The organism is Chryseobacterium sp. LAM-KRS1, from assembly GCF_013184525.1.
In the GTDB taxonomy this organism is placed as follows: domain Bacteria; phylum Bacteroidota; class Bacteroidia; order Flavobacteriales; family Weeksellaceae; genus Chryseobacterium; species Chryseobacterium proteolyticum.
In genome coordinates, this window is record NZ_JAAOIZ010000007.1 from 25,278 (window position 1) to 43,604 (window position 18,327).

Here is an 18,327-nt window from a genome sequence, read left to right on the forward strand (position 1 = left end):
GATTACTAATTTGGTCTATTTGTAAAAAGAATACTTTTATAATATCTGTGTAAATAATCATATATAATCATTTCAAATATTCTTTGATCGGAAGCAAAAAGTCTATTAATGTTCATATGGAATATACTTTGAAAAAAACTTTGCCCCTTAAACTCTACGGATTGATTAATATTGTCAAATACTTGGCTACTGTTAGTAATACTATAAACAATCCTATTTCTTATTGTTCTATAATTATCTGAAAGAAAGTAGTCAATTAATCTAGGCTTAATTTCTCTGTATTTTTTATCCAGCTGGCTATTGAGGCTTTTATCAGAATTAAATTCTTTCTTAAATGCATAATTATAGTCTTTAAGCCAACTAAGTTTTTCCTCAACAGAAAGATGAAGCATATCCAATGTTTTATCAATATGAAAAAGACTTAATAAAATTTTCTCTTCATCATCCATATATAAACAATCCAAAACTAAACTACTATTGAAAGAGAATAAGGTTTCTGCGTCTTCAATAGTATGTTCACCGTACCTTTCAATCTCCCTACTATAAGTATCAATGAGAATATTAGAGATTTCTCCACTCACCGTATAATCCTCTAGACTTTTGTTTATTTTTTTTAAAATTTCATCATAGCCTCCAGCACTATTTAATTTAAATCTAACCCGTATATGTGATTGAGGATCATGATATCTGATAAAAAACCATTTTGAAATGATATTGCTTTGTAGAAGATAATCAGCTAAAGGCTTGATTGCTTCATCTAAAATATAATCTGCTGTTTTTATTCCGGTATAGATTTTAAAGTATATCCATTCATTACCAGGAGTAAATTTTCTTATAGTTTCAGTTTCCATCTATTGATTCCTATAAAGAGGAAATATAAACTGATGACTAAAATCATCAGCATCATATAAAAACTCCTCAATGAATATTGATTTTTTGCTTTTTATTGTTTGTACAAAAAGCTTGGCCATTTCGTAATTATCCAGGTTTAAAGTCAAAGTATTGTCTGACTTAACCCACCGTATCCAGTTAGGAATTTTTCGAATTTCTCTCCACTCTTTTAAGCTCTGTAAAAACAATTCTTCATCACTAATTAACTGGCTCACGTCAATTATATGCTCATCCGTAATACGCCATTGGGCCTTAGAGAGAATGCTATTCTTGTACTCTACTCTTGGAAGGAAATAATAGATTTTTTTTAAATCCCCCCAATTGAAATATATACCAACTCTACGATCCTGGGCATTAAGATCGGATAAAAAATGATAAACAGGTAAAGAATGAGCAGAATAATTATGTGCATTGCTCAGATAAGGCATAACTTCTTTATTTAATTTTTTAGAACGCAAGACAATCCTATTATTCTTAAAAGAAATATATAAATCATCAATAAAAATCTGATTCTCTATAGGTAAAGTGGATTGTGCCAGATAAGGAATTTCATATTCTCGTAAAGATGGTCTTCTAATCACATTTCCTATCCTTGCTTCTGGCAAATGAATAATCTCTGCATGAATAACATTCTTATTTAATTCTGATTCTTTTTCAGCAATTGCTTTCGTTAAATTTTTTATATCCGATTTTTCTGAACAAAACCTGCCCAGCAAGTTAGCTGCACTCGCACCTCCACTACTGGATATGTATAATTTTTCCTGATCTTCAGCAACTATTATTTCAGCCATGAAGGAGATAGTGTCTGGTAAATCTCCCCAATTTTCATCAAAGCCCTCGAAATCTTGGTCGGAAAGCTTAATCGCATAACTATTTGTTAGGATGCTTTCCTGAACTTTTTTGTTTAAAATAACCTGAACAGGGTTGAACTTGGCATTCAACTCTGACTTCCTTTTTTCTTCAGGAATTACCAGATCATCTAAATAAGGATGCACTCCTTTGGCACTGGCATTTTGCAAATACCCTATACCAATTTCTGTATCCAGAGCATATAATAATGGAATCTCCTCACTTTCAAATCTATTATAAAATGCTTTTTTAAACCTATCAAAATTAGTATCATTATTTTTCAAAGAGATCTTATTTAGAAAACTGATTGTTTCTTTAAGTTCTTTTTTCCAAAAGACCGGCAATGCAAATTGATCTGAAAAATACATATCAGTCTGAAAAAGATATTTGTTTTCGTATTCTATTCCAAAACTTTTGATCAGGTTTTCAATCTCACTATAAACGCCAATGTGATTTCCAAAACAATCATCTAAGCCACTCAACTTATCTTTAATAGATGTCAAAACCCCAATTTCAACTTTTGCCCCAATTTTATCAAGTACAGAAATTAGTTCATCTAAAAAATCATTCCCGGAAACATTAGGATCTATTTCACTTATTAAAACCTGGTTTTCAATAAGTTCTTCAACAAAACCGATAGCCTCTGTTATGGTTATATCCTCTTCAATTAGTATTTCTGCAATTTCAATAATTGTTCGTCCTTCCTTTACGTAATATAATACTTTCTTAAGTTCGTCAGAAAGTGGGGCCGATGATATTATATAATCTCTTTTTCCATTACGAAACTCGTATTCAATAAAGCGAATTTTATTTCCAATTATATGAATACTGTTGTTAGGAAAGAATAAAAGCTTACTTTTAATTTCTGGCACGTTAACTAAATAATCAGCTAATGCAACCAAAAAAAGCATATCCAAATTAGTTTGACGAATTTTCCTTCCTCCATCATGTTTTTTAACAGTATGTTTAAATTCGCCCAATCCTATACCTGAAAACAACCCGAATGGCGTACATCGTGTACTCATACGACCATAATATTTTATTATAGTGCTTTTCAGTTTATCTTGTTTTTTAGGCGCAAGCTTTTTTCCTGAATCCAGCCATTGAATAATTTCTTCGTAAAGATTTGGAGATGCCAGATAAATAGATTCCTGAAAAGAAGGTCGTTTACAAATTTCCATCAAATCTTCATTATTAAAGAACTTCTTATCTGACTTTTCTAGAAATTCTTTATTTGAATAGTGAGGTATGCGGACCACATATTGGTCAAAAAATGAATAGGGAAATTGTGGCATTTATTTTTTTGTATCTTCTACAGGTTGATAGTCTGGATGACCTAGCTGCCAAAAAGCGAAAGCATAAATTAACGAATTTCTTTCATGAATTTTATATGCCGGATCTTCTACACCGTGTCCAGAATCCATACTAACCTTCAGTAATGTAGGATTATTAGGCTTTTTATATGCACTTAGTTTTGCAGCAAACTTAACTGATTGCCAAGGCGCAACCCTTGTATCATTCATTCCGGTAATTAATAAAGTGGCAGGGTACTCAACATTCTTTTTAATATGATGATATGAATCCATCTCTAAAAGACTTTTAAAACCTTCCGGATCATCTATATTTCCAAATTCATCAGCATCCGTACCTCCTATACCATTCAGTTTACCCCTTAAAGTATTCAGAGATCCAACCTCAATAATAGCAGCTTTAAATAAATCCGGTCTTTCTGTAATTGCCCTTCCCATTAAAATACCACCTCCACTTTGTCCCCAAACAGCTATTTTATCAGGAGAAGTATATTTTTGATTGATCATATATTCTGTACATGATATCAAATCTTTCCAGGAATTTGGTTTTTTAATTTTCCGTCCATCGAGGTGCCACTTTTCACCTTTTTCTCCTCCTCCTCTGACATGTGCTATAGCCATTATACCTCCTTGATTAGCCCAAATTAAATAACTTCTTGCAAAAAAAGGGCGATAAGATTCACCATAAGCTCCATAACCATAAATAAGCATTGGAGACTTACCATCTCTCTTTAAAGTTTTATTATAAATAATAGATAAAGGAATATCTTCACCATCATAAGATTTCACTGTAATTTCCTCTACTACAATATCCTTAAATTCAGGATAATCTATGATCGGAACTAAATTTTCCAGTATAAATTTATCATCTTTCAACTCATACTTATACCGTTGTTCATCATTTGCCCATCCTGAACAGTTAATCCATATATCTGAAAATTTTTGGCCTTTCGCCTGTAGATTTATATTTCCACTTACATAGGGAAGCTTTATAAGTTTTTGTTGACCTTTTCTATAAAGGTATAATTTAGCTTCTACTCCATTTTTTGTTGTGGTATAATAAATTCCATCTTTTGTAATTACATAACTTTTAAATACCTCATCTTTATATTCCGGAACTAAAACTTCAGGATTTTTAAAATTTGGATTTCGTACACTTGTTTTACACAGTTTAAAATTGGAAGAATTATAACCTGAAAGAAAATAAATATCATTCCCCGCCAATCTTACATAAAAAACTTTATCATCTTTTTTATACAGGCTTTTCCAGTTCTTTTTATTTTTGAAAAAATCGTCTTTATTAATAATAAATGTATCCCTATAGTCTTCCGCATCTACTACCATTCCAATATAATATTGATCATCCGGATTAAATGCTAAAATTCCGGGATACTTTTCTGCTGCTATATTTAATTCAGAATTATTTTTTTTAGAAAACACATCTCTTCTATGATTAGGATCTTCTCCTAGTTTGTGTAAGACTACCTGAGTATTTTTTGCGAATAATTGAGATTTAGGATCAATTACAGGATAGTATACATAAAAAAAGCCTGAATTATCATCCAGCCATTTAACACCTGCAATGGATGATGGATTTGCATGAGTAATAATTTCCGGGTGGATCGTTCTATCTTTTACTTCCAGTATTATTATTTCGGATATCTCCTTACCCTTTTCTGATAATGAAATTGCTACTCTGCTACCATCCCAGCTCGGACTTATTAGATTGATTTTAAATTCGTTATCCTTCCCACTGCTTTTTGATGAGGATATAAAATTAATTGGATCATATAATAGCTCCTCTTTGCCATCATACCCATTTCTACAATAAAGTTTAGCTATTTTTTCATCACCATTTCTTTTTAAGTAGAAATATTTATTATTTTCTATAATTTTCAGTTCTGAAATAAAATAGCCTTGTCTTTTTTCAAGCTCAAGTCTTTTATTCAGATAATAATTATTCCTTGGGATTTTATCTAGGATAAGATCTGTATAGTCATTTTGGATATTAATCCATCTTTTTGTGTCAGGATCAGTTAAATTTTCTAAATTTCTATATTCATCTACGATTTTAGCCCCAAAATAACTGTCTGTAACAGGGATTGATGGGGCTAATGGTGTTTGTGAATATAAAAAATTACTTAAAATAGAAATAACCAAAAATATTCTAAACTTCATTCTTTATTAAATTATTAGGCAGTTGCATGTATTGTCTCAACTGGCTTGCTTGTATTATTCGGATCATGGCATCCTCCTTCTTCCGTATTTTCAAATCCTATTACAGTGTTCTTAGATCCTCCACCAACAATTTTGCTCAAATTGTTAATTTTCACCATCTGAATTTTTTCCAAAGATAATTTTTTCTTTTTTTCCATTTTTTTTAAAATTTAAGTTCTATAATTAAGAGTTGCAAATAAAGTAATTTTTTTTAATTGCACATCTATAAATACATATAAATTTATAAATCTAACTTAATAAAAACACAAATAAACAACTGATAAACAAACATTTAAACACAAACAGAATAACTCATTATTTGTCGATATAATTTATTAAAAAAATTATAATTTTGCATCCAGTTATTTGTGGAACAATGAGATCAGCATATTTATTATTATTCATATTAGTATTTAACCTTTCACCTTCAAAAGGTAAGATAAATGATACATTAAAAATATATTCATATTCCCAATTAAAAGAAAAATTCTATGATTATGTGGGTAACGATAAAATTAGTAATGCTAATGTAATTTCAAAATATTATTTGCAAAAAGCAAAAAACGAGAAAAATACTACTGAAATAACTGAAGGCTATGTTCTGAGGCATTTTAATTTAGACCTTCAAAATGCTCTAAAATATATAGATAGCATATCGATCTATAAAAAAAATCTTGATCAAAAAATATATCCTGCACGAATTTACTTATTACGTGGTAATCTTTACTTAAGACACGATAACTTAAAACTAGCATTTGAAAATTATATGCTAGGTCTAAAATATGCGAAAGAAAAAAATAATGAAAGGCAGATAGCTATTGCAAATATTAGCGTTGCTTACCTAAATAATTATATTGGAAAACATGCAGAAGCTGCAAAAATTTTAAGATTCTACCTGTATCATGGAAATTACTTCAATGAAGCTGAGCAGGGTAGAATCCATTATAATTTAGCTGACACCTATATTGAGATTAATAAAATGGATTCTGCTAAAACATTAATACAAGAAGGTGTTCAAGCAGCACTAAAAAATAAGAATAGTTACAAATATAACCAATATTTATTTTTAGATGGTTTTTATAATTTGAAATTAAACAAATATGATATTGCCATTGAAAAGTTATTAAAATGTAAAGAATTTTTTGCCAAAAATGAAAATGATCTAAATATAAGCTATACATTATTAAATCTGGGAAAAGCCTATGATGGATTGAAAAATAAGGATAAAGCAGCAGAAAACTTTATTGCAATTGACTCTATAGAACAAAAAAGCAACAATACTTTTCCTGAACTTCGTGATATATATACTTACTTGATTGATTATTATAAAGAAAAAAATAATAAAGAAAAACAACTTTACTATATCGAGCGATTCTTAAAGGTTGATAAATTATTAGATTCGCAATTTAAATATATTTCGCGAGAATTACCTAGAAGATATGATACTCCTCAATTATTAAAAGAAAAAGAGAATATAATTAATGACCTACAAAACAGAAAAAAAATTCTCTACATCTCAATAAGTATATTATTTATTGGTCTTTTAGTCCTCTTATATCTTTATAAAAAATCTAAAAACTCGGAAAAACGGCATAGAGAAATTGCTCAGAAATTAATTCATTCCATAGAAGAAAAGAATAATGCGTTTACAGAACCAGAGCCTAATGTCGTAATTACTGAGATCTCTGATAAAAAGATACCATTTAATCAAATTGAATCTAAATCTAAATCAATTCCTGAAGATGTTGTACAGTTTATTTTAAAGGGATTAGAAAATTTCGAGACCAAGCAACAATTTTTGAAAAAGGGAATTACACTTAGTAGTCTGGCAAAAACTTTAAAAACAAATTCTGCCTATTTATCGGATGTTATTAATACATATAAGGAAAAAAATTTCGCATCATACCTTAATGATCTTCGTATTAATTATGCGTTAACAAGATTAGTTCATGATAAAAAGTTTAGATCTTACAAGCTTTCTGTCATTTCAGAGGAGTTGGGATACAATAATGAACAAGCATTTTCCATTGCTTTTAAGAAAAAAACAGGAACTACACTTTCCATTTACATTAAAGAGGTAGAAAAATCCCATAATCAGAATTAAACTTCAAAATCCTTAACAAAAGCCTAATTAACAGACACTTAAATAAAATATATTTATAAATCAATGCCTATACATTTATAAATACACATCCTATTCCTTTTTTTTGAGATGTAATGTTCTGTAAGTTTGCTCTGTAATCAAAAACAAAAATTGATTAACAAATAATATTTTTTAATTGTGCGCACAAAGACAAGAATATTACGCTAATAGCAAACACTCCCGGATGTCAGGGATTATATGACAGAATAAATTATTATTAAAAATCAAAATTAAAACAATGAAAAAACAAGTATCATTAGGCAAATTAAGCTTAAACAAGGAAAAAATCGCTCAACTAAGTGCAGAGGGAATGTCAAATGTAAAAGGAGGAAATTTTGGAGGTAGCACATGTGCTGGGTTCACTTGTGGATGGTGTACTTCTACAATGGATTCTTCTACAACAAAACCTCTAGGACCAAAAGATCAAGAAGAAGGATTAGAGCCTCAAGGTTAAGATTAATAAAATTATAAAAGATTATATTTTGGAACTAGCCCCGTGTATACGGGGTTAATTCCTTAATATAATAATATTAATCGCTCATAGATTATATCTGTTATACTGATTTTTAACAACTCAATACGTCACAACACCGAATTACTCTAATTAAGTTCAAATATGCTGTTTGTTGCTCTCTTATTAATAAAACTATTACTCACCACTTTATCATAATTAACTATGAAAACAAAACATATAAATATCAGCAATATTATACACGAGCTGGAACAAGATATAACAGAGAATGTATTTAATACTAATGATAACTCTCTATTCAATGGTAGAGCCGGTGTATTGATTTTATATTATTTATTATATGAGAACACCCAAGATTCTCAATACATTGATAAAATTGGAGATGTAATTACCCAAATTTTTCAAGATATCAATGAAGATAATTATTCTGGTGGCAATTCATTTTGCAATGGTTTGGCAGGAATAGGATATGCCCTGAATCTTTTAAAAAAGAAAAAAATAATTTCAGAAGAATTTGAAGTCGTTTTAAAAGATTTTGACACCATTTTATTGCAGGAAATTGATGTCTGCCTTCACAATAAAAAGTTTGATTTCTTACATGGCGGATTGGGAATATCACTTTGCCTGTTAGAGAGGGCAAGTGAAAATGTCTTATTACAAGAAAAAATTGATAGTTTTTTTTCAAAATATATTTTCATTGTAGAAGAGCAAATAAAAAAAGATAATAGTTTGGAATTCTTTGATGAATCAGGAGATTATACAGCTAAATATAATTTGGGAATGGCTCATGGACTCATTTCAAACTTATGTCTCCTTATAAAATATTCAAACCAGATATCTCATGATGTAAGATCCATAATTAAGGCCATTTCAGATAAGATATTGGAATTTTATAAAAAAGAAAACTCTTGTCAATTTCCAAGTATTATCTATACAAACAGGGAAAGTACATATAACGCTCCATTAGGATGGTGTTATGGAGACAATATTATTGCATTGGGATTATTAAAAAGTGCTGTCTTTCTGGAAGACTCCTATCTCTATTCTATAGCAGAGCAAGTTGCAATTAATGCATTGAAGAGAGACCATGAACGATTCGTTGTTAAAGATGCCATGATCTGCCACGGTACTGCAGGTGTTTCGTACATCTACGAAAAATTGTATAAAATTACCTCGAATGAAAAATTAAAGGAATCATCTCAAAAATGGTTTGAAACTACTCTCGATTTTTACTCAGTAGACGAAAAGTCTCATAGTTACAGAACTTATGTTGGAGAAAATGAATATACAAGTACTATATCATTACTCAATGGAAAAATTGGAATAGCAATTATGCTATTAATGCGAGAAAACAGTAATCTAGATTCAGATTGGGATAATATTTTATTATTAAACTAAGGATATGATTTATACACATTTTAATAAAGCCATCATCAGGACTCCGGCATTGCCATTATCATTTTTTAAAAAAATTTTTGAGCCTACTACGGATATCTGGGAAGTCATAAGACAAAATGATCAAATTAGAATAGCAATTCATTATGCTTCGCCAGAGTTATCAGAACAAATAAATCTTTACCTGAACAATAAAATTGCAGATTCTAAAAAGAAAGAAAAACTGGAAAAGTCAGTATTGAAATATTTATCAAGAATGTCTACCAGATCTACCCCTTTCGGTACCTTTTCGGGAATTTCTGTAGTTGAAGAATCTCATCAACAAAATACCCAGCTATGCATTCCCAATGCAAACTCAGATTATAATCATGTCAAAGTTAAATTTGATATGGAATTCTTATATCAATTATCTGACTATGTTGAAAAGCAGGAATATGTTTTTCCATATTTAAAATATAAGCCCAATAACTCATTATACAAACTTGGTAATAAATACAGATATGTAGAGGTTAGCTTAGAACAGGGAGGGAAAAGTTATGATTTATCATCTGTAGAGTATTCTGAAATTATCGAGGAGCTTTTAAAGTTTTCCAGAGAAGGACGCTACATTCATGAGATGATCGATTTTGATTTAATTAAAGACTATTCCTATGAAGAAAGATCATCCTTTATAAAAGAATTAATTAACGCTCAAATCTTCATGTCTGAATTAAAACCTTCTACGACTGGGGAAAGCCATGAAAATATTATTATTTCCACGTTAATGAGAATTGATAGTGAATGTCAAGGAAAAAATACTGAAATTCAGAAGCTAAAGAAAAAAATAGAAGATATTTTGAATAAGGTAGCTACCTTAGATAATCAAAATTTTGAAAATCACACCCAAGAACTGGAAGAGCTATACCAATCTATAAGAAGTATTGGGAATTTATATTTTACAAAAAGTAAATTATTACAAGCTGATTTAATAAAAGAGCCTAATAACTCATCTTTTGATTCTGAAAACATTAAGATTATATACGAGGCAATGGACGCTTTAACCAGACTCAGTTTAAAAGGCAGAGAAAATTCTGAACTAAAAGCCTTTAAAAAGAGTTTTGCTAAGAGATATGAAAACCAATGGGTCCCTGTAGCAGATGCTGTTGATATGGAATATGGTATTGGATATGGAGACAAAAGTGGTACCCATAAAAATTATTTGGTTGATGATTTCCAATACACAGCTAGAAATAGATCACCTCTAACAAAAATTACATGGGACAATAGTTTACACGATTTTTGGAAAGACAAAATACTAGCTGGCTTATCTAATCATTCCAGCGATATAGAGATCACAGAATCTGAACTTAAAAAATTTCCTAAAGATGAAAAATCACTTAATGCAACGTTTTGTGTATCAACATCTCTTGTTAGCAATGAGGAAAACAATAAAAAAATATTCTTAAAATACGCTGGGGGACCTACAGCCAACTTCCTTATTGGAAGATTTTCAACAATAGATGATCAAATCAAAGATCTTTATCATGACATTGTGGACGCCGAGGAAAAAATTCATCATGATAAAATTGTTGCTGAGCTCAACCACCTTCCTCAGGATCGATTAGGAAATGTTATGCACAGGGCAAATTCAAGAAAATATGAAATACCTTATTTAGTAAATTCAAGTGTAGATCAAGAATATCAGATCCCAATTTCAGATTTGGAAATAAAACTTGTTAATGATGAATTTATATTAAGGTCAAAACAAAAGAAAAAAGAAGTCTTACCTTATTTAAGTTGTGCTTTAAATTACAAAGCAAAAGGATTACCAATTTTCACCTTTTTAGCCGAACTTCAGGAACTTCAGGGGACTGGAAGCTATGCATTGGATTTAGGTTTTTTACCCGACTTCTTCGAAAGAATCCCAAGAATAAATTATAAAAACATCATTTTAAGAAAAGCATCCTGGAAAATACCAAAGTCAGTTATTGAGGCCCTGGAAAATACTTCTTCAGATCACGAATTGTTGGAAACATGGGAAAAGTATACAAAAGAAAAAGGAATTCCAGCCTTCTTTAGTATCAGTATGTTTGATAATGAAATGATGATTAATTCACATCATGCTACATCTTTGAAAATATTTATTGAAGAAGCTAAAAAACATTCCGTAATTAATATCCAGGAGTCTATATTGGAAGAATATAAAGCGATCAAAGATACTGACGGAAATGAGTATCATAACGAAATGCTTTACTTTTTCAAAAAACAAATTCCGGCTAAGATAAGTTCTAATGATATTTATTGTTCTGAAAAAGAATTCAGTACTCAAAGAAATTATATAATTGGAAGTGATTGGACATATTATAATATCTATATGGGATCTAATCAATCTGATAAAGTTTTAACTGATCTAAAGGAAGAACTTGATGTATTAGTAGAGAACAAAAGTATTGACAAGTGGTTTTTTATTAGATATAACGATCCAGACTATCATATAAGATTAAGGGTTTTCAGCAATAAACAATCAACAATAGCTCATTTAGCTTTAAATAAAGTATTCAATACCTTATATGAAGATAAACGAATCATAGATATTTCTCAAAATACTTATAAAAGAGAATTAGAAAGGTATGGGGCGAAAACTATCGAGCCTGTTGAAAGTATATTCTTTCACGACAGCATGATGTTGACAGAATTGTTAACAGTAATCACTCATAATTATCAAAATCCTGAAGAGATTAAATGGAAAGCGGGAATTTATATTGTACACAAATATATAGAAGCATTTAATATTTCTTTGGAAGACGCTTGTCAATATACAAGCAATGTTTGTGATTACTTTACTAACGAATTTTCGTTCAGCAGGGAAACAATCGTCCAGCTAGATAAGGATTATAATCAAAAGAGAATCTATTATAAGAATCTTATAGATGAAAAGAAAGTAGAAGATATAGAAGAAGGAGAAATATTGTTTCAAATTATAGATCATTACTTTAGCTTAATAAGAGAAGAAATAATCCTGCATCAGCTTTCTCATGATAAATTAGTAGAAAGTATTATACATATGAGTGTCAATAGGCTTTTTACTAATAAACAAAGACTATACGAGTTTTCATTATACCATATCCTTAAAAGATATTATAATCAAAAGATCAATCAGAATAAAGTAAAAAAGCCGGTTGAGATTTTAGCAAAATAAGGTTTTTAAAGGGAATTACGTCTCTTCTGGTAATACAGCTTAGAAGAATGAATGATGAAATTATCTTTATTTATACAAATACTTTTGAAATGGAAATAAACAAAAATATTATGCTAAGTAGACTTAAAGTGGTTTATATCCTCCTATTTATATGGATTAATAATTCCACTATAAAATCACAGGAATACAAACATACTTCTATAAATATGGAAACAGGGAAAAACCTGAAACAAGTAATAAATGCCTTTGATACAAAAAGTATTATTGGCTTAGGGGAAGGAACACATGGCACTAAAGAATTTAATGATGTTAGAATAGCATTAATAAAGGAACTTGTCAATAAAGGTTATAAAACAATAATTTTTGAAAATGCATTCGGCGATACTTATTTCCTTAATCAGGAATTAAATTCTGAAGTTCCTTTGTCTACTGTGATGCAGAATAATCTTTTATCCATATGGCAAACAGACGAAGTTAAAAATTTCCTTACATGGATTAGACTTTACAATCAAAAACATTCAGATAAAATTACTTTGTATGGAGCTGATTTTAATTATGTATCTAATGCAATTAAAATTCTGCAGCAACAACTTGGATCAAATAATGAAGATATAAATAAGGATCTTTTAAGGCTAAAAGAAATTGGAAATATCCAGGATTCTATCTGGAATAAACAAAATGACAAAAATTTTAAGATTGATATGAATACTCTCATAGAAAATGGGAATGAAGGATATGAACTTACACAAAAAATTGATGCATTTACAAAGCAAAATACAATGAAATCCTCTAAGTCTTCATTAGAATTAGCCCTTGCCAATTGTACCTACGCTTTTTCAACTTTTTATGCAGCAAAGAAGAAGACAGAGGAAAAATCAAGAGATGAATTAATGGCAAATATGATTTCAAAAATTCAGGAAGAAAAAAAGAAAGTCATCATATGGGCACATTCTGCGCACATTTCTTTTCAATTTCCTTATAATGTTACAGATCTAGCTATGGGAGGATACCTAAAGCAACATTACAGTGATAAATATTATGCATTGGGAACTTTAACCGCTAAGGGAACGTATAGTGCAACACTTGATAGAATTGACACAAAAAACAATAGTTTTAAATCCTATACCCTTAACCCTATGGTAGAGAAATCATGGGAATATTATTTCTCCCAAAACAAAGACACTATGTTCTTCATCGATTTACATCAAAACTCTAATCTGAAGAAGCTGCTGAAAATGAAGTTTATTGGTTATGGTCCTGAAAGGGAAGACTCCTATACTAAAGACGTTAATATTAGTGACTTCTTTGATGGCATTATTTTTATCAAAAACACATCCGCAGCTGTACATACCCTTTAAAATATGTCACCTTGCAAAAATTCAGCAAATCTCAATTTTAGCATATATAAATGATTAACAATAATTTACTAAATCTCTATTAACACATAACAAGCAACGAAATTTAAAAATCAGTCTTAAGTCACCTATAAAGGAAGAAATATTTGTTTTATTAAAACATCTTTGTATTTTAGATAAAAAAATTAACATGACCTTAGATAAACTAATCAACTACTTAAAACTTGATAAGCAGGAGTTCATTTTCCAGTTTAATTCGCATCCCAATTATCCTTCAGCACTTGCTTTTAGTGATACGCTCAACTTTTTGGGTGTAAGAAATGATGCTTATGAATTGGATAAAGAATATTGGGATGAACTTCCTGAAGAATTTATTGCAATTGTAGATAATTCTTTCTCTTTGGTTAAGAAAACGGGAACTCAATATTCCGTTTATTCTGATAAATCAAAGACATTAAATAAAGATGAACTTCACAAAAATGCGACCAATTTTGTTTTGTTATTTGAGAAAACAGAAAATGCAGAACAAAAAATATCAAATTACAAACCTTTTATATATGCAATTCTTGCCGTAATCCTTTTATATTCCATTCTGAATTTTTCATGGTTTGAAATCCTCTTTAATTTCTTATCATTAGTGGGAGTCTATATTTCACTGGAAATTTTTAATCAAAAATTTGGGAATACATCAGCAGTAATTGGTAGCATTTGTGGTGATACATCAGCAAATCAGATTAAGAATTCTTGTAATAAAATTATTAATGAAGATAAAACAAGTATTCTGGGATTGAAATTTTCTGATTTCTCTTTAATCTATTTTGTTGGAATTACAGTATTGGGATTATTTTTGCCTGCAACAAGTTATGTAATAAAGGGCTTTACCATTGTTTCCCTTATTGCCATTGGTTATTCACTATATGTTCAGGCTTTTGTAGAAAAAACTTTTTGTAGAGTTTGCCTATTAATCATTTCAGTTCTTGTAGCACAACTTATTTTAACATTATTCTTTTTTGAAAACTCTTATTTCAATGCAAATATTGCCATTTTAAGCATATTATTATGGGGAATTACTTTTTTTGCGGTTTCTTATTTCAATACTTTGCTTACAGATAAGGAATCTCTTCAAAAGTCGAATGCAAAAAATTTAAGATTTAAAAGAAATTATGATCTGTTTAAAAGAGAGCTTTTAGATAAGGAAAAAATTACTTTCAGTGATAACGAAACTTTTTCACTGGGAAATAAAGATGCAAAAATCCATATTTTAGTGGTTTCAAATCCTTATTGTGGTTTTTGCAAGGGTGCACATGAAATTTTAGAAAGTCTTTTAAAAAAATATCCGAATGAAATTTCTGCCCAGATAAGATTCAATTATTTTGCAGAAAAATCCAACGAAAAAGCAACAGGCCTCCTATCAGATTTTATGAGTATCTATAAGAACAAGCATGAAAGTGAGTTTTTAAAAATAGTAGAAACCTGGTTTGAAAATAAAGATGAAAAACAAATCAGAGATCTGGCAGGTACTAATGGCCAATTAGAGGATCTTAATTCATTAAACGAGATGTCAAAAGAAAATCTAAATGCGGGATTAAGCTTTACTCCTATTTTAATTATTAACGGATTTCAGTTTCCTGACAAATATGATCGTGAGGATATTCATTATTTCATTGATGAATTAATTGAGGATGATGAAATTTAAAATAATTACAATAATTTAACAAATTTCACTAATTTAGGAAAAAAATAACCATCATTATACAAGTCATCACAGTGCTTACACTGATCGAAAACTAATAGCATGAAAAACATACCACTTTTTTCACATCAGAATCCTAAAAGCATTCAAATAGAATCTTTAATCAGCAGACCATTATCCAACGGAAGACTTGTGTTATATTCTGATTATTGTCCTTCAGAAATTTGCAGGGTAATAATGTCCAAAAGATGTTTACTGATGGACGGCAATTACTAGAAATAATGACAATTAGTATAAAAAATATTAATAAAAAATGTCGTCAAAATATGACGGCATTTTTAAATGATTTTGAATTTTGAAGAAATTTCCTTTTTACAGGCAACCTGACGCTAAAGACTGTGGTCCTACATGTCTTAGAATAGTCAGCAAACATTATGGTAAAAGTATATCGTTACAACAAATCCGCAGCCTTTCTGAAACTACACGTGAAGGAAGTAGTTTATTAGGGCTGAGTGATGCTGCTGAGGATTTAGGATTCCGTTCATTAGGAGTTCAGGTGGACTTTAATACTTTTGTTGAAGAAGTTCCTTTTCCATGTATAGTACATTGGAATAAGAATCACTTCGTCGTAGTCTATAAAGTTGATAAAAATAATAAAGTATATATTTCTGATCCAAGTTATGGACTCATCACCTACAATAAAGACGAGTTTATCAAATTATGGATTGGTGAAAATGCCACTGAAAATACAGAGGAAGGAATTGTTCTTATCCTGGAAACAACTCCAGCTTTCTTTCAAACAGAATTTGATGATCAGGAAAGTAAGGCTAGTTTTTCCTTTCTTTCTAAATATTTATTTAAATATAAGTCTTTGGTTATTCAGCTTGCTGTAGGATTATTGGCAGGAAGTTTATTATCCCTTTTATTCCCTTTTCTTACTCAGAGTATCGTAGATGTGGGAATACAAAACCAGGATCTGCATTTTATTTACCTGGTCTTACTTGCACAAATCATGCTTTTTATAGGAAGGATGGGAATTGAAGTTATTCGAAGCTGGATTTTACTTCACCTTTCTGCAAGAATCAACATCTCTATTATTTCGGATTTCTTTATCAAACTTATGAAACTCCCTATCAGTTTCTTTGATACAAGAATGACAGGAGATATTATGCAGAGAATTAATGACCATCATCGAATTGAGCAGCTTCTGACCAATTCATCACTTAACACGTTATTTTCACTTGTTAACCTAATTATCTTCAGTATAGTATTACTTCTTTATGATTACAGACTGTTTATTGTTTACCTCGTGGGAGCTATCTTATATATCGGATGGATCACATTCTTTTTAGGCAAAAGAAAAGAGCTGGATTATAAAAGATTTTCCCAGGTTTCTCAGGAACAAAGTAAAGTTATCGAACTGATCAATGGAATGCAGGAGATAAAAATGCATAATGCAGAGAAACAGAAACGTTGGGATTGGGAATTTCTTCAGGTTAAGCTGTTTAAAATCAGGATCAAATCTCTTTCTTTAGAACAATGGCAATCTGTAGGAGGTAACTTTATTAATCAGATGAAGGATATTCTGGTAAGCTTTCTTTCCGCTAAACTGGTTTTAGATGGAAACCTCACGTTAGGGATGATGCTTTCTGTACAGTATATCATAGGCCAGCTTAACAGTCCTCTTTTACAGCTCATTGATTTTATCAAACAAACCCAGGATGCTAAAATTTCCCTTGAAAGACTAGGAGAAATACATGATAAAGAGGACGAAGAGAATAAAGATGAACAATATGTTTCAGACCTTCCTCAAAAGGATATTGACATAGAAAATCTTTCATTCAGATATATAGGCTCGGATTCTTATGTGTTTGAAAATCTTAATCTGAGTATTCCATATCAAAAAACAACAGCAATTGTGGGAGCCAGTGGAAGCGGTAAAACAACTTTGCTCAAACTGTTAATGAAATTTTATGAACCCAATCAGGGAGATATTAAAATTGGTAACACAAAACTAACAAATGTTTCACCCAGATTCTGGAGGGATCATTGTGGTGTTGTTATGCAAGAAGGCTATATCTTCAATGATACCATTGCTAATAATATCGCGATAGGTGAAGATCATATTGATAAAAAGAAGCTACGGAAAGCAGTAGAAATAGCGAATATAAAAGAGTTTATTGAAGAACTTCCACTAAGCTATAATACCAAAATAGGAAATGAAGGTGTGGGCGTAAGTGGTGGACAAAAGCAAAGGCTCTTCATCGCAAGGGCAGTTTATAAATCCCCGGAATACATTTTCTTTGATGAAGCAACTTCCGCATTGGATGCAAACAATGAAAAAGTAATTATGGAAAATCTTGAACAGTTTTTCAAAGGTAAAACAGCCATTGTCATTGCTCATAGACTCTCCACCGTAAAGCATGCAGATAAGATTATTGTTTTAGATAAAGGAAAGGTAGTGGAAGAAGGAAGCCATACTGAGCTTGTTTCTCTGAAGGGGGAATATTACAGACTCGTAAAAAATCAGCTTGAATTAGGAAATTAATCTGTGTTTTTTATTAACTTCACTATACTAATCCCATAAAATATTAATTATGAACAATTTAAAAAAAATCAAAAGACAAGTTTTAAAAGAAGTAAATGGTGCAGGCCCAATTCCTGCATACCCATGCAATTGTTTTTGCATTATAGGAAATGATAAAGTGTGGAATGCATGCAACAGATATTGCCCGGGAGGAGTAATTCCAGGTGTTGAAATGGGAAATGATCCCAAATGTGATTATAATTTACCCCTATAATTTTTAGCATTATAGAGATTAAA

The 18,327-nt window shown here is 30.3% G+C and carries 12 protein-coding genes; 8 read left to right on the plus strand and 4 right to left on the minus strand.

Translation table 11 applies throughout. The features are described 5' to 3' along the window. Window positions 1–5: 5 nt before the first annotated feature. Genes G9C87_RS19305 through G9C87_RS19320 form a run of 4 tightly spaced genes read right to left on the minus strand, consistent with a single transcriptional unit; the run spans window position 6 to window position 5,425 of the window. Window positions 6–851: a thiopeptide-type bacteriocin biosynthesis protein gene (locus G9C87_RS19305; protein ID WP_172284221.1), complete on the minus strand. Its 846-nt coding sequence runs from the start codon at window positions 849–851 to the stop codon at window positions 6–8. After that, window positions 852–3,035 carry a lantibiotic dehydratase family protein gene (locus G9C87_RS19310; protein ID WP_172284223.1) on the minus strand — a complete coding sequence of 728 codons (2,184 nt, stop codon included), beginning with the start codon at window positions 3,033–3,035 and terminating at the stop codon, window positions 852–854. Continuing rightward, window positions 3,036–5,228, minus strand: coding sequence for a prolyl oligopeptidase family serine peptidase (locus G9C87_RS19315; RefSeq protein ID WP_172284225.1), 2,193 nt, complete (start codon window positions 5,226–5,228; stop codon window positions 3,036–3,038). Between the two features lie 14 nt (window positions 5,229–5,242). Beyond that, entirely contained in the window at window positions 5,243–5,425 is a 183-nt protein-coding gene (locus G9C87_RS19320; protein ID WP_172284227.1) for a hypothetical protein, read from the minus strand. 194 nt (window positions 5,426–5,619) lie between these two features. Between G9C87_RS19320 and G9C87_RS19325 the strand changes: the two genes are divergently transcribed. From G9C87_RS19325 to G9C87_RS19360, 8 genes are all read left to right on the plus strand, one after another. Continuing rightward, window positions 5,620–7,371, plus strand: a complete 1,752-nt coding sequence (locus G9C87_RS19325) for a helix-turn-helix domain-containing protein (RefSeq protein WP_172284229.1) — start codon at window positions 5,620–5,622, stop codon at window positions 7,369–7,371. Window positions 7,372–7,648: 277 nt separating this feature from the next. Further along, on the plus strand, window positions 7,649–7,864 hold the full coding sequence (locus G9C87_RS19330; protein ID WP_172284231.1) for a class I lanthipeptide: 216 nt from the start codon (window positions 7,649–7,651) through the stop codon (window positions 7,862–7,864). A gap of 222 nt (window positions 7,865–8,086) precedes the next feature. Next, window positions 8,087–9,280 (plus strand): lanthionine synthetase C family protein, encoded by a 1,194-nt coding sequence (locus tag G9C87_RS19335; protein ID WP_172284233.1) that lies wholly within the window; start codon window positions 8,087–8,089, stop codon window positions 9,278–9,280. A 4-nt stretch (window positions 9,281–9,284) separates the two neighbouring features. Beyond that, complete coding sequence (locus tag G9C87_RS19340) at window positions 9,285–12,455, plus strand: lantibiotic dehydratase (RefSeq protein ID WP_172284235.1); 3,171 nt, start codon at window positions 9,285–9,287, stop codon at window positions 12,453–12,455. 110 nt (window positions 12,456–12,565) lie between these two features. Next, on the plus strand, window positions 12,566–13,813 hold the full coding sequence (locus tag G9C87_RS19345) for an erythromycin esterase family protein (protein WP_172284237.1): 1,248 nt from the start codon (window positions 12,566–12,568) through the stop codon (window positions 13,811–13,813). Between the two features lie 187 nt (window positions 13,814–14,000). Beyond that, window positions 14,001–15,506, plus strand: a complete 1,506-nt coding sequence (locus G9C87_RS19350) for a vitamin K epoxide reductase family protein (RefSeq protein WP_172284239.1) — start codon at window positions 14,001–14,003, stop codon at window positions 15,504–15,506. Window positions 15,507–15,858: 352 nt separating this feature from the next. Further along, entirely contained in the window at window positions 15,859–18,051 is a 2,193-nt protein-coding gene (locus G9C87_RS19355) for a peptidase domain-containing ABC transporter (RefSeq protein WP_172284242.1), read from the plus strand. Between the two features lie 49 nt (window positions 18,052–18,100). Further along, a complete protein-coding gene (locus tag G9C87_RS19360; protein WP_172284243.1) occupies window positions 18,101–18,304 on the plus strand; it encodes a hypothetical protein in 204 nt (67 codons plus the stop codon). Window positions 18,305–18,327 lie beyond the last annotated feature (23 nt).